The 20029-nt window shown below is 37.4% G+C and carries 22 protein-coding genes; 14 read left to right on the forward strand and 8 right to left on the reverse strand.

Translation table 11 applies throughout. The features are described from left to right. Nucleotides 1–75 precede the first annotated feature (75 nt). The gene (locus tag AB3G38_RS01225; RefSeq protein WP_367866675.1) at nt 76–573 is read right to left on the reverse strand and encodes an ankyrin repeat domain-containing protein; all 498 of its coding nucleotides are present in this window, start codon (nt 571–573) and stop codon (nt 76–78) included. Between the two features lie 93 nt (nt 574–666). Between AB3G38_RS01225 and AB3G38_RS01230 the strand changes: the two genes are divergently transcribed. From AB3G38_RS01230 to AB3G38_RS01240, 3 genes are all read left to right on the forward strand, one after another. Next, a complete protein-coding gene (locus AB3G38_RS01230; RefSeq protein WP_367866676.1) occupies nt 667–1218 on the forward strand; it encodes a Crp/Fnr family transcriptional regulator in 552 nt (183 codons plus the stop codon). A gap of 65 nt (nt 1219–1283) precedes the next feature. Continuing rightward, nucleotides 1284–1727 carry an acyl-CoA thioesterase gene (locus AB3G38_RS01235; protein WP_367866677.1) on the forward strand — a complete coding sequence of 148 codons (444 nt, stop codon included), beginning with the start codon at nt 1284–1286 and terminating at the stop codon, nt 1725–1727. A gap of 187 nt (nt 1728–1914) precedes the next feature. Beyond that, nucleotides 1915–2331 (forward strand): hypothetical protein, encoded by a 417-nt coding sequence (locus tag AB3G38_RS01240; protein ID WP_367866678.1) that lies wholly within the window; start codon nt 1915–1917, stop codon nt 2329–2331. A 17-nt stretch (nt 2332–2348) separates the two neighbouring features. On the opposite strand, the gene AB3G38_RS01245 is transcribed toward AB3G38_RS01240, so the two are convergent. Then, nucleotides 2349–2786, reverse strand: coding sequence for a DUF4932 domain-containing protein (locus AB3G38_RS01245; protein WP_367866679.1), 438 nt, complete (start codon nt 2784–2786; stop codon nt 2349–2351). A 37-nt stretch (nt 2787–2823) separates the two neighbouring features. On the opposite strand from AB3G38_RS01245, the gene AB3G38_RS01250 reads away from it, so the two are divergent. The 3 genes from AB3G38_RS01250 to AB3G38_RS01260 are packed head-to-tail and all read left to right on the forward strand — an operon-like array spanning nt 2824 to nt 5004. Then, nucleotides 2824–3108 (forward strand): IS66 family insertion sequence element accessory protein TnpB, encoded by a 285-nt coding sequence (locus AB3G38_RS01250; protein ID WP_367866680.1) that lies wholly within the window; start codon nt 2824–2826, stop codon nt 3106–3108. Between the two features lie 55 nt (nt 3109–3163). Beyond that, nucleotides 3164–3448: an IS66 family insertion sequence element accessory protein TnpB gene (gene tnpB, locus AB3G38_RS01255; RefSeq protein WP_367866681.1), complete on the forward strand. Its 285-nt coding sequence runs from the start codon at nt 3164–3166 to the stop codon at nt 3446–3448. A 50-nt stretch (nt 3449–3498) separates the two neighbouring features. Further along, nucleotides 3499–5004, forward strand: coding sequence for an IS66 family transposase (locus AB3G38_RS01260; protein ID WP_367866682.1), 1506 nt, complete (start codon nt 3499–3501; stop codon nt 5002–5004). Between the two features lies 1 nt (nt 5005). On the opposite strand, the gene AB3G38_RS01265 is transcribed toward AB3G38_RS01260, so the two are convergent. Then, a complete protein-coding gene (locus AB3G38_RS01265; RefSeq protein WP_367866683.1) occupies nt 5006–5764 on the reverse strand; it encodes a DUF4932 domain-containing protein in 759 nt (252 codons plus the stop codon). Between the two features lie 102 nt (nt 5765–5866). Here AB3G38_RS01265 and AB3G38_RS01270 point away from each other — a divergent pair, with 102 nt between their 5' ends. After that, a complete protein-coding gene (locus tag AB3G38_RS01270; protein WP_367866684.1) occupies nt 5867–6442 on the forward strand; it encodes a hypothetical protein in 576 nt (191 codons plus the stop codon). Nucleotides 6443–6479: 37 nt separating this feature from the next. After that, entirely contained in the window at nt 6480–6923 is a 444-nt protein-coding gene (locus AB3G38_RS01275) for a rhodanese-like domain-containing protein (protein WP_367866685.1), read from the forward strand. 53 nt (nt 6924–6976) lie between these two features. Here AB3G38_RS01275 and AB3G38_RS01280 read toward each other — a convergent pair whose 3' ends face one another. Both AB3G38_RS01280 and AB3G38_RS01285 read right to left on the reverse strand, forming a co-directional pair. Continuing rightward, nucleotides 6977–7309, reverse strand: a complete 333-nt coding sequence (locus tag AB3G38_RS01280) for a multidrug efflux SMR transporter (RefSeq protein ID WP_367866686.1) — start codon at nt 7307–7309, stop codon at nt 6977–6979. 170 nt (nt 7310–7479) lie between these two features. Further along, on the reverse strand, nt 7480–8037 hold the full coding sequence (locus AB3G38_RS01285; protein WP_367866687.1) for a helix-turn-helix domain-containing protein: 558 nt from the start codon (nt 8035–8037) through the stop codon (nt 7480–7482). Between the two features lie 327 nt (nt 8038–8364). On the opposite strand from AB3G38_RS01285, the gene AB3G38_RS01290 reads away from it, so the two are divergent. From AB3G38_RS01290 to AB3G38_RS01300, 3 genes are read left to right on the forward strand one after another with little or no spacing between them, the layout of a single operon-like run. After that, nucleotides 8365–9654 carry a TlpA family protein disulfide reductase gene (locus tag AB3G38_RS01290; protein WP_367866688.1) on the forward strand — a complete coding sequence of 430 codons (1290 nt, stop codon included), beginning with the start codon at nt 8365–8367 and terminating at the stop codon, nt 9652–9654. A 10-nt stretch (nt 9655–9664) separates the two neighbouring features. Beyond that, on the forward strand, nt 9665–12862 hold the full coding sequence (locus tag AB3G38_RS01295; protein ID WP_367866689.1) for a SusC/RagA family TonB-linked outer membrane protein: 3198 nt from the start codon (nt 9665–9667) through the stop codon (nt 12860–12862). A gap of 7 nt (nt 12863–12869) precedes the next feature. Continuing rightward, nucleotides 12870–14243, forward strand: coding sequence for a RagB/SusD family nutrient uptake outer membrane protein (locus AB3G38_RS01300; protein WP_367866690.1), 1374 nt, complete (start codon nt 12870–12872; stop codon nt 14241–14243). Nucleotides 14244–14301: 58 nt separating this feature from the next. On the opposite strand, the gene AB3G38_RS01305 is transcribed toward AB3G38_RS01300, so the two are convergent. From AB3G38_RS01305 to AB3G38_RS01315, 3 genes are all read right to left on the reverse strand, one after another. Continuing rightward, nucleotides 14302–14634, reverse strand: a complete 333-nt coding sequence (locus AB3G38_RS01305) for a hypothetical protein (RefSeq protein WP_367866691.1) — start codon at nt 14632–14634, stop codon at nt 14302–14304. A 182-nt stretch (nt 14635–14816) separates the two neighbouring features. Beyond that, nucleotides 14817–15251, reverse strand: a complete 435-nt coding sequence (locus AB3G38_RS01310) for a MauE/DoxX family redox-associated membrane protein (protein ID WP_367866692.1) — start codon at nt 15249–15251, stop codon at nt 14817–14819. 129 nt (nt 15252–15380) lie between these two features. Next, nucleotides 15381–15911 carry a Crp/Fnr family transcriptional regulator gene (locus tag AB3G38_RS01315; RefSeq protein ID WP_367866693.1) on the reverse strand — a complete coding sequence of 177 codons (531 nt, stop codon included), beginning with the start codon at nt 15909–15911 and terminating at the stop codon, nt 15381–15383. Nucleotides 15912–16551: 640 nt separating this feature from the next. Here AB3G38_RS01315 and AB3G38_RS01320 point away from each other — a divergent pair. The 3 genes from AB3G38_RS01320 (at nt 16552) to AB3G38_RS01330 (ending at nt 19966) form a co-directional block, all read left to right on the forward strand. After that, nucleotides 16552–17052 carry a MarR family winged helix-turn-helix transcriptional regulator gene (locus tag AB3G38_RS01320; RefSeq protein WP_367866694.1) on the forward strand — a complete coding sequence of 167 codons (501 nt, stop codon included), beginning with the start codon at nt 16552–16554 and terminating at the stop codon, nt 17050–17052. 10 nt (nt 17053–17062) lie between these two features. Then, nucleotides 17063–17758 carry a GNAT family N-acetyltransferase gene (locus tag AB3G38_RS01325; RefSeq protein WP_367866695.1) on the forward strand — a complete coding sequence of 232 codons (696 nt, stop codon included), beginning with the start codon at nt 17063–17065 and terminating at the stop codon, nt 17756–17758. 609 nt (nt 17759–18367) lie between these two features. After that, nucleotides 18368–19966 carry an MBL fold metallo-hydrolase gene (locus AB3G38_RS01330; RefSeq protein WP_367866696.1) on the forward strand — a complete coding sequence of 533 codons (1599 nt, stop codon included), beginning with the start codon at nt 18368–18370 and terminating at the stop codon, nt 19964–19966. The last annotated feature ends 63 nt before the right edge of the window (nt 19967–20029 follow it).

Below are 20029 nucleotides of genomic sequence, written 5' to 3' on the forward strand. Positions count from 1 at the left end.
AAAGGGCGGTGTCAATTATTATTGACACCGCCCTTTTCAATAGCTTAAGAAATAGTTTTTCTGGTTGAATTCAATTTAAGATGCTTGATTATTCAGATCCTCTTGCTCAAGCAATGCAATTCCAGCTTCATTTCCCTGCTGAGCTGCCAGATCAAATACTGATAATCCTCTGGAATCTAATATAGTCTTATCCGCTCCATAACTTAATAACAGTTTAACCAGTTCATTTCTTCCAAACATAGCTGCAAACATCAATGCAGTTCCGCCATTTCCATGTTGAAGATCCAGATCTGCGCCATTACTGATCAGTAGTTCGGCAATGTCAGGATAACCCTTAAACGAAACTCCCATCAATGCTGTATTTCCGCCAAAATCCTGTGCATTGACATCGGCACCCGCATCCACCAGTAATTTTACAGCCTCATAGCGGTTGTTATAAGCCGCAATAATAAGCGGAGAATACCCTTTTTCATCCTGACTATTTAAATCGGGATTGTTTTTCAGCAATGTCTTTAATTGATCAACGTCTCCGGTTCTTGAAGCATTGATGAGCGCATAAGTTTGATTATCCATTTGTTGATCTGATTAATTTCATATTAATGAGTAGTATGAACACCACAATCCTGAAATGGTTTATTAAATTTGAAGATCATAACGAAGAACAATATGACATTTAATGAATATATTGCTGGAATACTGGATACAAATGAAGCCTTACCATTTCCTGTAGTTACCGCAACGTATTCCAAAAAATCTGTGATTACCAGTATAGGACAGGTCGAAAGAAATGTCTATTTCCTTAATAAAGGAATCATAGAAATCGGTATGGAAACTGAAGCTGGCAATAAAATCATTGACTTCTATTTTTCCAACGATCTGTTTTCTTCTTATACTTCCTTTCTGTCACAAGAAAAATCAGATGTATACCTCTACTGTTTAACGGAATGTGTTGTAGAAATTATTCCCTATGCGCAATTGAATGAAGCCTATAAAACCTCGCTGCTCGCCAATCAGTTTGGCAGACTAAGTACTGAAGAACTTTATAGGAAAAGAGTGCGGAAAGAAAAAGATGCCCTCACTAAAAATGCAGAACAAAGGTATCTTGAACTCGTTAAAGACAGACCAGAAATCATCAAAGAAATTCCTGTTCATCGCGTAGCCAGGTACCTTGGTATCCATCCCGAAAGCCTGAGCAGACTTCGTAAATTAATTTCCTAACATAGGTTAGTCTATTAAAAATTACGATCCGTTACCTTTGTCCCCATAAATAATCCGTAGAGATCATGGTACATTTTCAAAGAAAATTAGCATTACGCTGGGCCGATTTAGATCCCAACTTCCACCTCAGGCATAGCAGCTATTACGACCTGGCTGCTCAATCGCGGTTAGAGATCTTAGGCGAACTCGGCCTGACAATGACTGTAATGCAAGAACAGCACTTTGGCCCTGTCATCTTCAAAGAATCCTGTACATTTATCAGGGAAATTAAATCAGAAGACCAGATCAGCATTAATATTAAAGTAGAGAAGATGAGTGCCGACGGATCAAAATGGTCAATTCTGCAAGAATTTACTGATCACGAAAATAAAATAAGAGCCATTCTTACCGTCGAAGGGTCATGGATAGATACCAAATTACGTAAACTGGCCAGACCAGTACCTCAGGTTGCACAGGATGCTTTTAGCCTGTTACCGAAAATGGAAAAAACATTAAATGATATTTTTTAGTCTAAACTAGTATAAAAGCAGTATTCGCTGAATAAATGTAAATTAGAATAATTGCGGGAAATTCATTATCCTTTGATAAACTATTACCCGGGGAAATGAAATTGATAAGACTTAATTTAATAGCTGAGGAGGCGAAACTTTTTGACACAATGGCTGTTCTCCTGTTGAAATTAATCGAATCAAAAAAATGAAACTACATCAAACCAGCAAAGCACAGCACATCGCTCGTATCATATTAGGTCTGATCCTGCTAACCGCAGGAATCGGTCATCTGAGCTGGGCAAGGGTTGAATTCCTGGCACAAGTACCGGACTGGGTTCCGCTGAATGGAGATCTTGTCGTTATTCTGTCTGGAATTGCAGAAATTTCCATGGGACTTTCCTTAGTATTCTGGAGCAGCCAGCGCATCAGGATTGGCTGGATTGCCGCATTGTTTTTTGTACTCGTTTTTCCTGGTAATATTTCTCAATTGATTACACACACCAATGCTTTTGGGCTGAACTCAGATTTGCTTCGTGGCATCAGGTTATTGTTCCAGCCAGTGCTTGTAATCTGGGCACTTTGGAGTACAGGAGCCTGGGCTGCATGGCGGCGGAATAAATAAGCTGCCCAGAGCAGATATTAGTTTTCAGGCTGCTTTTTAGCACTGTAAGCCGCTTTAATCTCTTTGATATTTCCCGCCGTTTGATTAAAAAAAGCAATAATTTCCGGATAAAAGCTTTTGAATGTTGGATAGCGATCCCTGGAAGATTCATATTTGCCTAATAGCGTAACTAATTCTTTTGTCCAGAGGAAACCCTTATTTTGCTGTTCCAGAACCTCTGCCTTTACAACCTGATCATCACTTTGGTGATCAATTAAATATCTGACTACACAAGCTCTGACCACAGATTCGTTGATCACACTTTGCCAGTCCTCATAAGCCTGACGCTTCATCTCTATCTGCTGTGAATCCAGCAATATTTTGCCACTGGCTTCAAGTAACTTATCGTTGCCATCTTCCTCCAGAATGTGATTCACAAAAGAATGGTTAAACTGTATCCGCCCTACTAAGTACATCTTGACTAGCTAACTTTCTCGGTTTAGCTTTGCCTGTATGAATAATTTAAAAGAAAAGCGCAGCGCGATGCACGCCATGATCGAAGATTGGCAATCCAGTGGCAAGTCAAAGAAAGACTATTGTCTGGAAAAAGGCATCAATGAGGCCAAGTTTTATTATTGGTATTCTCGGAGCAATGGAAAAGAAGATACTCCCCTGGGATTTATCCCGATCGTTCGGGATTCTGGTATTAGGGAGATAGAAGTATTTTACCCAAATGGAGTGAAACTGAAAGTTAATGGCGATCTGCCGCTTTTAGCTCAGTTGATTCGCCTGTATTGAAATGTTCTCACTAGGATCTTCGCATCGTTTTTATCTTTATTCGGGGCATTGTGATATGCGTAAAAGTTTTGATGGGCTTTGCGGATTAGTCAGCTCCGGGCTGCAACGCAGTCCCACCAGCGGTGAAGTGTTTGTTTTTTTGAATCGCAGTCGTACACACATCAAACTACTACATTGGGAAAGTGGGGGCTTTGTTCTCTATTACAAACGGCTGGAACAGGGCACCTTTCTTGCTCCAAAAGGCGGGGAAAATGAAATGTCATGGAGCGATCTGGTGCTGATGGTAGAGGGCATTCATGTGGTAAAGAGTATTCGAAAAAAACGTTATTCATTAGCATAAAAACAGGCTTTTATCTTGTTAAATAGCTGGTAAATCCGTATTTTTAGCGTATGGAAACGGCACTGGAAAATCTATCGAAAGAGGACCTTTTAAAGGTTATTTCCAGCCGTGATGAAAAGATAGATTCCCTTTCCCAAGAACGCGATTATCTGAAATCGCAAGTGGAGATGTACAAACGTATGCAGTTTGGACAGAAACGTGAGCGCTTTGAAGGTGACTCAAACCAAACGATGCTTCCTTTTGGAGCTGAGCCTGCTGAAATAGAGCAACAACACGAAGTAATCAAGGAAAAGATTGAATATGTACGTAAGCGTCCTAATCACAAAGGACGAGCTAAACTTCCAGCCCATCTTCCTGTAGAAGAGATCGAGATCCACCCTGATGGTGATTTATCAGAGACGGTATGCATTGGCAAGGAAATCACCGATGAATTAGAATGTGAGCCTGCTAAGTTCTATATTAAACGATATATCCGTTATAAATATGCAGCTAAAAATGGTGAAGAGATCAGGATCGGAGAACTTCCTGAGCGTGTAGTCGACAAAGGAATACCAGGATCGGGGCTGCTGGCGATGATAGTCACGGGCAAGTATGCTGATCACCTCCCGCTGTACCGCCAGAAGCAGATCTTCGCCAGGGAAAATATACAAATCCCATCATCAACAATCGAAGGATGGACCAAACAAGCGCTGGAAAAACTAGAACCACTGTATGATCAGCTCATTTTCGACACCAAATCCAAAGGCTACTTACAGGTCGACGAAACGCCAATAAAGGTACTGGATAGCGATAAAAAAGGCGCTGCCCATCAAGGTTATTATTGGGTTTATCACGCTCCGCTGGACGGAACCGTGGTGTTTGATTATAGTCCCACCCGTGGTGGCATCGCTGCTGTACCCATGCTTGGAAACTTCAAGGGATATCTTCAGACCGACGGCTATGCCGTGTACGAAAAATACGGAAAAAAGAAAGAGGTGACGCACCTGGCCTGCTGGGCGCATGCTCGCCGTGAGTTTGAAAAATCACTGGACAATGATAAACCAAGAGCTGAAAAGGCGTTGCTGTTGATCCAAAAATTATATGCTGTAGAGCGGCAAGCTAAACAAGGAAGCCTTTCTTCCCAGAAGATCAAGGAGCTGAGACTTGCTGAGTCTTTACCAGTAATCAATGAACTTGGTAAATGGATCTTTGAAGAAATAAAGACTACGCTCCCTAAAAGCCAGATCGGAAAAGCGATGGCCTATGCTTACGCTCGATGGGATGCTTTATCGGCTTACTTATATGATGGAAATCTACAGATCGACAACAATCTTGTCGAAAATGCGATAAGACCAGTGAGTTTGGGCAGAAAAAATTACCTCTTCGCAGGAAGCCATGAGGCTGCACAGCGGGCAGCAATGATATATTCGTTCTTTGCTATATGCAAGAAACATGAGGTAAACCCTTTTCGCTGGCTAAAACATACACTGCAAAATATCATGTCCATAAACCACAAAAACATCAAGGATCTATATCCCCAGAACTATAAACAAATTATCGAGCAATCAAACATGTAGTCTATAGGGCGGATACGTTAAACTCATGAATTAAGGTAGGCAGATAGTCATTCGTAGAAAATAATGGTTGACTTGTTTCATCGAAAGTCCAGCAACCCATTATGGCATAGACGATCTTTTTTTTTCCGGCGGGGAACACGCCCGGGCCATAATTAGCACCACCATTGGCAAGGCCAACGACAGTTTTGTAATCTACACTATGATCGCCATAGTAAGCCGGATACCAGGCAGAATCAAAGCTTGCCGCCGCCTGATTAAACCGGGCTGTGGCTTCTTTATAAACTGCCTGATGATTTTTATAAAATACTTCAAATGCAGAAGTCTTATAAAAGTCGTTCAGCAGCTTCACAAATTTCAGTGCATCTTCCATTTCCCATTTTCCTGCTATACTGCTTTTTGAAACTTTGATCATAGAAAATTGATCGCCTTTGAGTTCAAGATTTACAGCAAGGAACATGACTCTTGAAAAACCCATTCCCTTTTCATCACTCAGTTTCTTTGCAAAACCGATTACTGGCTGATCCTTATATTTTCCAAAATAAGCATTAATGTCTTTGATATACTGCTTGGCAAAATTCATATTGTACTCAGGATTTCCTGCAAGCCTGAAGACAATGCTCAGCAATTCTATTCTTCGGTCTACTGTTGATTCAACAGCCTCTGTTTTAACAGATGCAGAAAGCTGACTGGTAAAAGCAGGAGCTTTGGCAAAAGAAAAAGTGCTGATCAATAGCAGCAGAAAAGTAATAGTTAATTTCATTGGCTGGAACATTAATTCTGAATAACCGAAGTTATAAAAAAATAAATCAGAACATAATACCTGTGATAAGCGTTATAACGATTAAAACCTATAAAATAAATAATGAAACATACATCTTATCAGGAAGCGATCGAAGAATATGAATTAAAAGAAAACGAACAAGCTTTATTGCTTTACGCACATTATGGCAGGGCAATCTATATGGGGCAGGTTTTAGAGCAACAGACTATCAATATGTTAGCAATAGATGACATCGTTAAAACCAAACCTGATTCACAAGCTTCCTACGAAGCTATCTGGGCTAAATATGACCATAGTAAAATGATGGTAGGGGTAATGACAACCCTTTTACAAGAGGCTTATCAAATCAGTGACATTGATATGGAAGAATTCAGGGAAGTATTGGTATTAAGAAATAATTTGGCCCACAGATACTTCAGATTTAATGATGTATTATTCTCTTCGCACGGTGGTCGTAAACGCATGATCAAAGACTTTGTAGACTTCACCAACAGTATCAAGGCAATAGAAGAAAAACTATCAGTTTATATCGCGTCCTATAATAGTGCAGCGGGTTTAAGTGCAGAAAGAATAGCTGAATTACTAGCAGAAAGAAAAGAAGAGTGGAAGGACAAAGTGATCGATGATACCTATGATAGTTCATTAAAGTATACCTAACCTTTGACACACATTGCCCCGGACTATGTTTAAAAATATGCTATTAAAATTATCATTTATTTTATTACTATTTACAGCGACAACAGCTGTTGGTTATGCACAGGTTTCAAAGTCCAGTTTTCAAACTAATCCATGGAAAGAGGGGCAGTTGATTTCGCCTGCAGCACTGGCTGGAATGATCAGTAAGAAAGAAGATGTTAAGGTTTACAATATCGGAGTTGTTCAAAATATAAAAGGGGCAACGAATCTGGGTGCAGCAAGTGAAACAGAGAATCTGAATAAGCTGAAGGAAATTCTGAAGACCACGGCTAAAAATAAAGCTATTGTAATTTATTGCGGATGTTGCCCGATGGACAGATGCCCGAACATCAGACCAGCATTTAAAGCTTTTGTGGATCAGAAATTTACAAATGTGAGGTTATTGGAACTTCCAACAAATATCAAAACCGACTGGATTGATCACGGCTATCCTGTAGAATAAAAAAATACTTTATCGGAATAGTTCATGACAATCAATGGATAGCTAGAATAAACTTAATGTCCCGCTGTTTTAGAGAATAAGTTAATGATTACTACCCCGGCAACAATTAAGGTCATTCCAATAAGCGCAGGGGTGTCAGGGATTTGCTGATAGACAAAGATTCCGATAATAGTAATGAAAACGATACCTGCACCGGCCCAAATTGCATAAGCAGTTCCTACAGGCATAGTTTTAACGGCTATGCTCATGAAATAAAAGGCAAGGACTATGCCTGTAATTGAAATAGCACTCGGAAGTAATTTTGTAAAGCCATCAGATTTTTTCAAAAAAGTGGTTCCGGTAATTTCACTGATAATCGCTAACAACAGAAACAAATACGCTTTCATAAAAGGATGTTTTAATTTGACAGGACAAAGAAATGATGATTTTAAACAATGGGCTAATGTAGTTACAAGCAAATTAAAAACAGGAGATATCCCGTACCTAATACAATTAATGGTAATGCAAATGATAGCACCCTGACCGGGGGCTTGATATAGGATGGGTATATTGCTTATTAAGAGCCCTTTTTTGATTTAAGCTTGTATAAGTATATACTCTTATTTCCCGTTTTGTCTTCTTTAGACAGGACACCTGACTCCGTTAACCTGTTGAGTTGTCTTGAGATTTCTTTGCTGCTGAAATCCCGTTTATATTCTTTTTTTATATATTTTCTGACATAATTAACTTCTCTCTGTTCAGCAAAGAAGAAAGTTGGAATTAATTCCTTTTTTATGAAATAAGCTATACTTTCTTCTCCTTGTCTGGCAACGAAGAACTGAGGATTGTTGACATTTTCTTCGTAAAAGTTTTTGATGGGCTCTATAGTATCCCATTTTTTGAGTTTAAAGAGTTTGGCTGAGAAGATCACATCAATCTCTACTCCGAAGAAATCTGCTATCTTTCCGGCGGTTTTACTTGAAATAGAGGCTTTTCCATTTTTTATTGTACGGAGATGGTTTAAAGAGATATCAGTTGCAATTGCCAATCCTGTCACATTAATGCCTGTTTGATTAAGTAGAGAAGTAAGCTGTTTTCCAACTAGTTCAGCCCTCAGATATTCATTTTCTTCCATAATAAATCAAAAAGAGATATAAATCTGTCCTCATTATTAATGAAATAGTTGTTATTGTGGATTCAGAATTATATCTTTACACTATGATTTAATAGATATCTAGAATAGAGAAATATTGTATGATGATTTTCCTTATCATACGTGTATTAAACAGAGGCTTATTCCTATACTTTAAGATTATTTATCCTTCCTTCCGACAATTGTCGTGATGCATCCTGTATGCACAGAAACCTAAAACCATAACCTAAAACCTTTTTGACTGCCGGTTAATCAATTCTGATAAGAATTGTATTGATCTGATTTTTTAATCATCACTAACCAATAAACATGAAAAAAACGATCTCAATAATCGCTATGGCCACGCTTTGCCTTTTTTTAAGCGTACAGGCTCAGATTCAGGTAACGAAACCAACTTATAAACCTGTTAAAATAGGGGATAGAATCCCTGATGTAACATTGACTAATATTTATAATTATAAGACTACAAAAACTAATCTTTCTGATTTTAAGGCTAAACTGATTATTCTTGATTTCTGGGCAACATGGTGTACGTCCTGTTTGGTTAATTTCCCGAAAATAGAAAAACTGCAAAAGAATTATGGGGGAGAGGTTCAGTTCATTAAAGTAGCTTATCAGCCAAAAGAAGAGGTATTACCTTTTCTTGAGAAATTCTATAAGGGTAAGCCGTCAGTCATCCCAGTAGTTACTAATGATATAATACTGGATCAATTATTTCCCCATATCTATCTTCCTCATTATGTATGGCTGGATCAGGCAGGCAATGTGGTAGCAACAACCACTAGTGATCAGATCACCATAGAAAATATTGATCGGTTTTTAAGTAGCGATAGTATTGGAGATATGCGTTTAAAAGTAGACCTGGATGATGCTGAACCGCTTTTTATTAACAATGAACTTTTAAAAAATAATGAGTTAAAACATTATTCTGTTTTTTTGAAAGGTTTGTATGATGGTCTTGGCTCAGGGGTCAATGAGCAATTTAATAAAGCTGGTAAACTAACAGGTTTAAATATTACCAATATGGCCCTTTTGAGTATGTATGAACAAGTAGCATCAGGTTTATTTAAACAGCGGGGTAAAACCTATAGTAAAACCAGGAGCCTGATACTGGTTAAAGATCCTGCATTGATTGCGCATAAAAGTGGAGCAGGCCCTAATGGATTTTACACATATGCTGGTAATGCACCTGAGTTGAAAGATACGTTAGTATATCAACATGTTTTTGATGAGCTGAACCGATATTCTGATTACCGTGGAAGTATAGAAAAAATAAAAGTAAAATGCCTGGTATTGAGGCGGACAAGTAAAGTTGATAAAATGAAGACCAAAGGTGGTACTCCAAAAAGTCAACGGTTTACAGATCCAGATGCTAAACTGATCAACTATCCATTAACCATCCTGCTGCTGCGTATCAGTGAACTCCCCTTTATCAATATGCCTTTAATTGACGAAACAGGATATAAAGAACCTGTAGATATCCAGGTTCTTAAAAGGGATGATCTGACCGCTTTACGACAATCATTAAAGGCTTATGATCTGGAATTGATAGCAGGAATAAGGGAATTAGATATGTTCGTACTCAGGGATAAAGATTAGAAGAAAGAAAATGAAGTACTTAATTATAACATTAGCATTACTTATTTTTGCTTTAAACGGTAATGCCCAGCATAAAATTACAGGAAGAGTTGTTTCTGATAAGGATAAAAAACCTTTAGCCGGGGTAACTATCAAAATAGCCGAAAAAAACATAACTATACATACCAGCAGTGATGGTTCTTTCCATCTGATATTGAAATCTGTAACGGATACGCTTGAATTTTCTCATCTGGGTTATAGAAAAAAAAGAGTAGTTGTCAGCGCTGGTAATGAAGAGGTTTTTCTGATTAAATTAGAAGTTCAGGAACAGATTTTGCAAGAAATCAATATAGTTTCGTCTGGTTACCAGAAACTACCCAAAGAAAGATCCACAGGATCTTTTAATTATATAGGGCAGAAAACATTTAACCAGCAGGTGGGGGCTACTGTATTGTCGAGATTAGAGGCAGTAGCGAATGGAATATTTGCAGACAGGAGTACGCTCGGTGGTGCTGGTAGTCTTATTGTAAGAGGATTAAGCACAATTAAAGGACCGAAAGCTGCATTAATTGTCCTGGATAATTTTCCTTATGAGGGAAACCTGGATAACCTGAATCCTAATGATATTGAAAATATAACAGTGCTGAAGGATGCAGCAGCTACCTCGATATGGGGAGCCCGCGCTGGTAATGGTGTAATTGTAATTACTACAAAAACAGGAAGATTTAACCAGCCTTTAACTATTGATTTTAATGTAAATAGTACAATAATCAGTAAACCTGATTTGAGCTATCTGAAACAGATATCTTCTGCTGATTTTATAGGGATTGAAGAATTCCTGTATAGCAAGGGAAAGTATACGGATGATATCAGTTCAATCTACAGGCCAGGGCTTACACCGGTAGTTGAACTATTAATAAGGAAAGATAGAGGAGAACTGTCAGAAGAAGCTTATAACCTTAAAAAAACAGCCTTAAGCTCTATTGATATAAGGGATCAATATGCTCAGCATATTTACAAGCAAGGTTTAAATCAGCAATATGCTTTGAATATTAAAGGTGGGTCAGCGAATAATGCATGGAGCATTTCTACGGGGTACGATCATAATTCTTCGGTATTGGACGTGAAGTACAACAGGTTCTCTATGCGTTTTCAAAATATATTTAAACCTGTTAAAAATTTAGAAATATCAACGAGTGCGTTTTATACACAAAGTAAAAGTAGTTCTGGTAGACCGGCGTATGGGGAAATCAGGTCTGGATCAGACCTGTTCCCTTATGCGCGTTTCGCGGATGAACAGGGAAATCCATTAGCTATAATGAAAAGTAATCGGGTAGGTTATCTCGATACCGCTGGTAACGGACGGTTAATGGACTGGAAATACTATCCGCTGGATGACTATAAGCATGTCGTAAATACGGTATCAATAAGTGATATACTAATTAATGCTGGTGCAAATTATAAGCTGATTAAAGGGTTATACGCAGATGTAAAATATCAGTATGAGCGCCAGCAAACTGGTGGTAACAACTTGAGCGACTTAAATAGTTATTTTGCCAGGGATTTAGTCAATACCTATACGCAGTTTGCTGAGGAAAATAAAATAATTTACAACGTGCCCAAAGGAGGCATACTCGATCAGTCTAATGTTGTTTTACAGGCTCATAACTTAAGAGGGCAGCTGAACTATAGTGGACAATGGGGCAAGCATCAGGTGAGTGCTATTGCCGGTGGTGAACTGAGAAATTCCAGAACTATTTCAGATCAAAACAGAACATATGGGTATGATCAATTATTGAATTACGTAAATGTCGATTATTTGACTCCATTTCCAGAATTTATTGGCGGAAACTTAAGCTATATCACCGATAACAGAAACCTCGAAGAGAATGTGAATCGTTTCGTCTCTGTTTATGCAAATGCCTCCTATACTTACAATGGAAAATATACTTTTTCCATGAGTGGAAGGAGTGATGCTTCTAACCTTTTTGGGGTGAAGACCAATGCAAGATGGAATCCGCTGTGGTCTGCTGGTAGTTCATGGGAACTGAGCAGGGAAAAGTTTTATCAATTTGGATCCATACCTTATTTAAGATTTCGAACCACTTATGGGATTAGTGGAAATGTAGATCCTGCGATGAGTGCAGTGACAACAATTAGCTATAATGGTAATTCTGACTATACTCCGTCACCATATGCTGGATTTAGTAATTTCAGCAATCCTGATTTAACCTGGGAGCGTTCTGCAATGTTGAATCTTGGTTTGGACTTTACATTAAAGGGTAGCAGGGTGAGTGGAAGTGTTGAATATTTTAACAAGCGTGGTACTAATCTTTTTGGCGACGCCCAACTTGATTATACTGGTGGTGTAGGTCCTTCTATTTTGAAAAATGCGGCCAGTACAAGAGGCTATGGCTTTGATGTAGAATTGAACAGTATTAATCTTAAAGTGGGCAATTTTAGCTGGATAAGTAATTGGAATGCAAATTTTTATAAGGAAGAAGTTATTGCATATTATTTACCAAAGCAACCTGTCTCTGCTTATGTAAATGCCAGTCCAAGGATTTCAGGATTATCTGGTAAGCCTGTTTTTGCCGTGTTTTCTTATAAATGGGCGGGACTTGATCCTTTAAATGGTAACCCAAGAGGGTATGTAAATGGTGAAGTAAGTAGTAATTACAACTTGCTGACCGGAACTACTGTAAAATTGGATGATTTGATTTATCATGGCTCTGCTTTACCAACTTTTTATGGTTCTTTAGGTAATACTTTCTCTTATAAAGGACTTAGTTTAACTGTTAGGTTTACTTATAAACTTGGTTATTATTTCAGAAAGTCTTCTGTGAATTATGGGAGTTTATTTGAGCAAAATAATGGTCATTCAGATTATGCCCTTAGATGGCAACAGCCTGGTGATGAGTCGAAAACCAATGTTCCTGCTATTGTTTATCCAAATAATAGTTTCAGGGATGTTTTTTATGCTGGTTCACAGGTTTTAGTAGATAGAGGTGATCATATTAGGTTACAATATGTGAATTTTTCTTATGAGCTTGACCGGGAGAAAGTGAAATTTCTTCCTTTTAAGAGTCTGTCAATTTATATCAATGCGGCTAATCTTGGTCTGATCTGGACGGCTAATAAAGATCATATTGATCCTGATTATCAGGGTAGGAATGTACTTAAACCTTCAAAAACTTTTTCATTGGGAATCAGGGCCAACTTAAATTAAATAGATAATGTATAGATTATATAAAAATATAATGGCTCTTCTATTGATTAGCTGTTTGATCTGCCTTTTAGGGTGTGAAAAATTTCTGGATGAAAAAACGAATAAAAAACTGGCAATCCCTACCACTTTAGCTGACTTCCAGGCACTGTTGGATAACCCGTCAAGGATAAATTATTCTTCTCCGGTAAGTGGAGAAATAAGTTCGGATGATTATTACCTGACTGATACAAAATGGAATGGTTTGGCCTCTGTGCAAAATCGAAGAATGTATGTTTGGGAGAAGGATAATCTATTTGCCAGCAGCTTTAATGACTGGTCAAGTGTTTATAGTGCGATTTATATCGACAATACTGTTTTGCAAGGCATAGATGGGGTACCCAGATCCGGAACAAATGCTGTGGAGTGGGATAATGTGAAGGGCCAGGCGCTATATGGCCGTGGAAATAGTTATTTGGAAGGTATAATAATTTGGGGAATTGCTTATGATGAGGCAACAGCAGGATCGGATCTAGGACTTCCTTTACGGTTAAACACGGTTTTTAGTGAAAAAACTAAAAGAGCTAGTGTACGACAAACTTATGAACTGGTTATTCAGGATCTGAAAGCTTCTATAGCTTTACTACCTGTAACACCTTTATCTAAATTCAGACCTTCAAAGCCTGCGGCTTATGGATTATTGTCAAGGGCTTATTTATCAATGCGTGATTATGAGAACGCGTATAAATATGCTGATTCCTGTTTGTATTTAAGAAAAGATATACTGGATTTTAATACACTTTCATTTACTGTAAATTTTCCTTTCAATGTAGATAATAACACAGAGGCTATATACTATAAGTCAATGAGTACACCACCTATTATATCCGGTGTATCGCCCATGGTAGTACCAAAGAGTTATGACAGTTTTGATTTAGCCGATTTAAGAAAACAAGTGTTTTTTAAAAAGAATCCGGATAATAGTTATCGCTTTAAAGGAAGCTATGGCGGAAGTTATGGGCCTTTTAGTGGTGTTGCTACTAATGAAATGTTCTTAATTAAGGCTGAATGTTTGGCCAGAAAGGATCAGATTAATGAGAGTATGGTGGTATTGAATGGGCTATTAGTTAAGCGCTGGGATAAAAATAAGGTTTTTGTTCCTTATAGTGCTGGAAGTTCTGCTGAGGCACTGGATATTGTTTTGAAAGAGCGGAGAAAGGAGTTAATGATGAGAGGACTGAGGTGGATGGATATAAAAAGGCTGAATAAAGAAGGGGCAAATATTATCCTCACCCGGACTTTGAATAATAAGGTTTATGAGTTGTTACCAAATGATTTGAGATATGCCTTGCCAATTCCGGAAGACATAATTAGTTTATCAGGTATGGAGCAGAATAAGAGATAGATTTTCAAAGTCCATAGATTGCTTTTAGGAAAGGCTTTCTATGGACTTAAATTATTGATTATTTATTTTGTCTTCTGGACAATGAACTATTAATAATTTGGTCATCGGTATGATTAGTTAAATAATTTTCCAGAGTTTGGCCAGCTGGAACTTTAATTTTACAAGGGGTATTTTCTTGACCATTGCAGACGAACTTCTTCGAATTCAAGGTAGGGCCCCAGGCCCCAGCGACTCCCATTTCACTATTATCTTGTCCATTAAAATAGTAAAAAGTGTCAAACCGATTCGGATTTGCACTTTTAAAAGCGCTCTGTGTAAATATTAATCCACCTGCTATCACTACTACTGTTAATCCGAATGTATTTACATTCTTAAAGAATTTATTCATCATATAAATATTACGACAGCGCATTTATTTATAGTGTCCTGTCTTTATCACCGTTCAGAAACCTGGAAGCTCCATTCCTTCGGGCTAAATATTAATTCATCGTATGACAGCTGAGCTTGTTCGCTGTTCCTGATATTTCTTCAATTTTTGGCGGCTCTCCTTTCTTTTTGCAATTAAACATTCGGTTAATTAAGAATATGGCTATTGATGATCGGTGTTCTTTTCAGTAGAATTCCTGTTAAAGCCAGTAAAAGGAAAAAGATATTAAAAATCAGATGTACGCTGTAACTCATGTATTTGAGGATGCCTCCACAACTGCATGGGATTCTGCCGAATACTCCTGTCATCGTAATCGCGATATAAATAGTAAATAAGGCGAGCAAAATAAAGGAAGCGTAAAATCCTGTTAACCTTAATGGTTTATAAAGTAACAGTGCTACAATAAGTAGCTCCAAAACAGGGATCGCCCATACCAGAATCAATGCAACAGATTCAGGGAATACCTGGTTTAGCATTTCTGATTTGCTCCGGGTAAAGTCGGTCAACTTACTCAAAGCCGCATAACAGAATAACAGGGCAATTGCAGTCGCAATTCCTTGCAATATGATTTCTTTTCTCATCCTGACTGATCTCCTTTTGGAATATAGATTAAATGTCGGGAGGATTGAATCGTATTATGATTGCTTTTTATTGAATTCGCATACACCAAATATTACATTCGTAATTGTCATTTGGTGAGTTGAAAATTGTCAATTGTCTTTTCTAAACCTTGATAAAGAATTAGGACTAATCCCTAAAAAGTACGCAATATCTTTCATTTTGGCATTGTTAAACAGTGAGGGATGGGCTTTGAACAATTGGAGATACTTCTGCTTACCGCTCAGATGTAGTCTGTTGGCCTGGTATTCTTGTCTCACAGCATCATAGTGATCTCTGATTCTTCTAAAAAGGAAGTCCGTTTCTTTTTCCAATCGTAAATAATCTTCCACATTCACATACACTAAATGACTGTCTTCTAAAAGCTCAATAGAACTTGGTGCAGCGGCCTCGCTAAAAAAACCTGGAATGGTATAAAGTAAATCTCCACTAAAGGAGAACCATAGGGTTTGTTCCTGAACCTCAGCATTTTTATCTTCTTTAAATTCCCTTGCCGAGCCATCAAAGATGAACCATAATTTCTTTTGAATCTCTCTCTGGTAAAGAATCCGGGTTCCTTTTTTGCAAAAATCTTCAAATACCATATCCATCAGCATCACTTTGGCCACAGCAGAAACCGTCATTAATTTTTCTAACAATGGAATTAGCTGCTGAAATATGTGGGGACTTACGGCCATTATCTTTCTTTAGTACATACAATAGGACTAATCGTGAAGTTTAAGATCCAGCCACAGTAACAGGAGAGGGAGATGAGCGCTTCAGGTAGTTATTTACTAATATAACTATTTATTGTTAAATTTAATATTTGTGTTAATAAGTTTATTTTTTTAATTTTATATTGAATATAGATTTTATTTAAATTAGTTTCATTCTTTCGTTGTCAATCTGAGTTTCAATGCTGTACTCATAATCCTTTATTTTTTTAAATTATACTCATCCGGCTCGCATTTATTGGCGGATTAAACCAATATTCATTAAGAATCTTCTGAAAAAACAACATCTTTTTTAACGCTGACCAGGTTCCCGGATCAAGGTTAATCTCTTCCAGTTTATATTTCTTTTTCCCGTCAAGTCCTTTTAATCTGATCGGTTCTTTACTAAGCTTAACCTGCTTTAATTTGCTAACAATTTTGCTGCTTCAAATTTATTATAAAGGTACAAAGCCTTGTAGAATAGCGGTCAGATTTCGCGGAAAGTTAAAAGCATTGATTGTATATCTAATTATTGTATATATTTACGTAAACATTTACGTAAATATATACAATGATAGCAAACATTATTAATGAATCAGGCTCTTTTGCCATTGGTACCAGACTGCGCAGATTGTATGAATCACTGACCAATGATATGACCCTGATATATCAGGAGCAAGGCTTACCGCTGGAAACAAAAGATTTTATTCTTTATTATTTAGTGAGTAAACGCAGCAGTATTAGTATCTCAGAGATTGCAAAAGAACTGAACCTTACTCATCCTGCGGTGATTCATATTGCAAAGAGTTTAGAAAAAACAGGGTACATCGAATCTGAAAAATCTGTTAATGACAGCAGGAAACGTCTCTTGAAACTAACAAGAAAAGGACAGAAAGACTTGGCCAGGTACAGGGTACTCTGGGAAGATATTATGGGGCTAAACCAGCAGATATTTGAGCAGGAAGTACAGCTTTTACAGAGTATTCAAAAGCTGGAAGAAATGCTGAAAGAACGTACTTACTATCAAAGATATCATGGTTTACAAGCTTCAAAAAAACTGGTTAAATATTAAAATCTAATCTATGATGCACAAAGACTGGTCTCTATTGGACAACCCCATATGGAATGCGCTGAATACAGCTCATGAGGATTTTTCATCTGGTAATCGGGTAATTAAAAGATATAATGAGGACACTATTCCTTTTATGGGAATGGCCAGTCCGGATGGTGAATTGTTAAGACAAATCGCACCATATTTTAAAGCGAATGAAGAAGTCTTTTTAAAAGATGAACTGGACTTCATCCCGCAAGGGTGGGAGTTGCTGAACAAATTAAACTGTTTACAGATGATCTATGTACCTGCGTTGAGTACAGAGGTTCATAGCAATGGAATAGTTAAACTTTCCGGATTAGATACCGGCGAGTTATCAAAACTGATCAATTTAGTACAGCCTGGTTTTTTTAAAGAAAAAACTTCTTCGCTGGGAGATTACTACGGAATTAAGAAAGATGGTAAACTAGTTGCTGCGGCCGGAGAAAGATTTAATTTAAACGGTTTTACTGAATTAAGCGCAGTCTGCACGCATCCTGATTATACTGGTAATGGATATGCGCAACGGTTATTGCATGTATTATGCAACAAAAACTTAACACAGGGAAGTACTCCCTTTTTGCATGTTGTGGACACGAATATAAGGGCCATTCAGCTCTATGAGCATCTGAACTTTGAAACCAGGATAAATTTTCCGCTGATCAAATTGAAATATCTGGGTATATAATTAACAGAAGCAGGGCTATTAAACAGGTCATATAATGGGAATCATCCTTATACCTTGAATGCTAACGGATTGTTGCTGTTAAACTTTAATACACCAGATACGATTAATATCAAATAAGGACAGGCTTAGTCCCCATAAGTCTGTCATCCTTTTATGGTCGTAGTTGAGAGGGGGTTGAAAGGGCCATTGGCCCTTTCAACCCCCTCTCAACTACGACCACTAATACTAGCTGAAGAGTTCTTCTTAAGCTACAGGTCATACTCTTGCAATTCATTGAGGTGGTAACATTAATATTTTTAAATTTCTTTTAAATTAAAATTAATAAATATTATTTGTTTAATTCAAAATAAACAACAGCTATTTTTTCCTGTAAATAGGTGATTAAACGCTGATTTATGAATAAATTTTAATTATTTGTAATTATTATTTGTTTTTGTGATTTTTCGTGCTGAAATTGTAATTATCGATTAGCTATTATAAATATAAATAATGTAAAAATATCCGCTTATTATGGCTTTTGAATGCTTTTGTTATTCATTTAGTGCATAAATATAAATAGATGTCATATTGTTTGTCTTAGAGTAAAATTAACTAAAAATTAACCTATCAATGAAAAATACTGAAGTATACCTTAAGCCCAATTTAGTCATGGAGCCATTAGTCGATAAATGGTATGCATGGAGTCATCTCATATCTCCGGCTACAGCTGCGATGAACATTGTCGGGCGGCACATGACTATCATGGAATCCTATTTAATGGCACCGGAGCTTCATGCAGAAGCTGTTCTGAATCCAAAATTAAGAGGAGGTCCCTTTATGGATATACCTATAGAAAGGGTCGGTGAAGTCAAAGCTATTTATGAGGATACCCTGTTAAAGCAACAGCCCGTACTGGAATTTTCAAAAGCTGTCAATAAATTAGATAAATTGCTGAAAACTGATGCAAAAGGTTTCGCAATGGAAGAGCTGTATGCATGTGTACCAGAAGAACTTAAAGGTTATGTCGAACTCTATTATGACCGGAATAATAATGGAGGATTCAGGTTTTTTGAGCCCCTTTTATATGAGAGTTCCTATTACAATAAGAATGCTCAAAGTCTGGCCCTGTGGATTACTGACAATGACCACAGACCATTCTGTCTGAGTACGCCTAAGCTGAATGATGAAAATACGCTGCATTTGGAGATCCCTTTTGATCATCCTGGAATTGATGAGCTGGCCAGAATGAAAAGAGTCCCTCAGACCATTGATTATATCAAAGAGAAAATGGGTATTACGGACGATCAGTCAGCCCTTTTTGAAACATTTTTCACGACTGAAGTTCCACCCGTTTATGAAAAATATGCTGGTGATAAAATCCGTATGCGGTATTTTGGCCATGCCTGTATTTTGGTTGAAACAAAAGATATCAGCATATTGGTTGACCCGCTGATCAGTTATTATGGCTATGCTTCAGAAGTAGATCATTTTTCGGATGTGGATCTGCCTGATACTATTGATTACGTTTTGATTACTCATAATCACCAGGATCATATCTTATTTGAAACCTTGTTGCCATTGCGCCATAAAATCAAAAATATTATCGTTCCCAATACTTGCAGCGGTAAGCTTCAGGATCCTGATTTAAAGCTTATGTTTAACCATATTGGTTTTGATAATGTGATCTCTATTAATGAAATGGAATCGGTGAAATTTGCGGATGCAATTATTACAGGGGTGCCATTTACCGGAGAACACAGTGATTTGAATATATTAACAAAGTCTTGCTATTTTGTACAGATAGGAGATTTTAAACTGGCATTTTTTGCGGATTCAAGAATAATGGAACCAGAATTATACGCTCATATTCAAAGAAAAACAGGAAATGTTGATGTTGTTTTTCTGGGAATGGAATGTGATGGAGCGCCATTATCCTGGTTATATGGGCAGTTATTGCCTCAAAAGTTACCAAGAGATCAGGATAATAGCCGAAGATTATCGGGGTCTGACTGTAAAAAAGGAATGTCTTTAGTAGACATCTTTAATCCTAAAGAAGTTTACGTTTATGCCATGGGACAGGAGCCCTGGGTTGAATTTATCAGCAGTATTAAATACACTGATGAGTCAAACCCGATTGTCCAGTCAAACAGGTTAATAGAGGAGTGCAGAGCAAAGGGAATTGTCGCGGAGCGATTATTTGGTGAAAGAGAAATACTCTATAACAAATAACTGATTCAAATTAATAATCATCTTATAGATTTCTTACTGCTTACTCCTATAGTACTCTAATTT

Source organism: Pedobacter sp. WC2423 (assembly GCF_040822065.1).
Classification (GTDB): domain Bacteria; phylum Bacteroidota; class Bacteroidia; order Sphingobacteriales; family Sphingobacteriaceae; genus Pedobacter.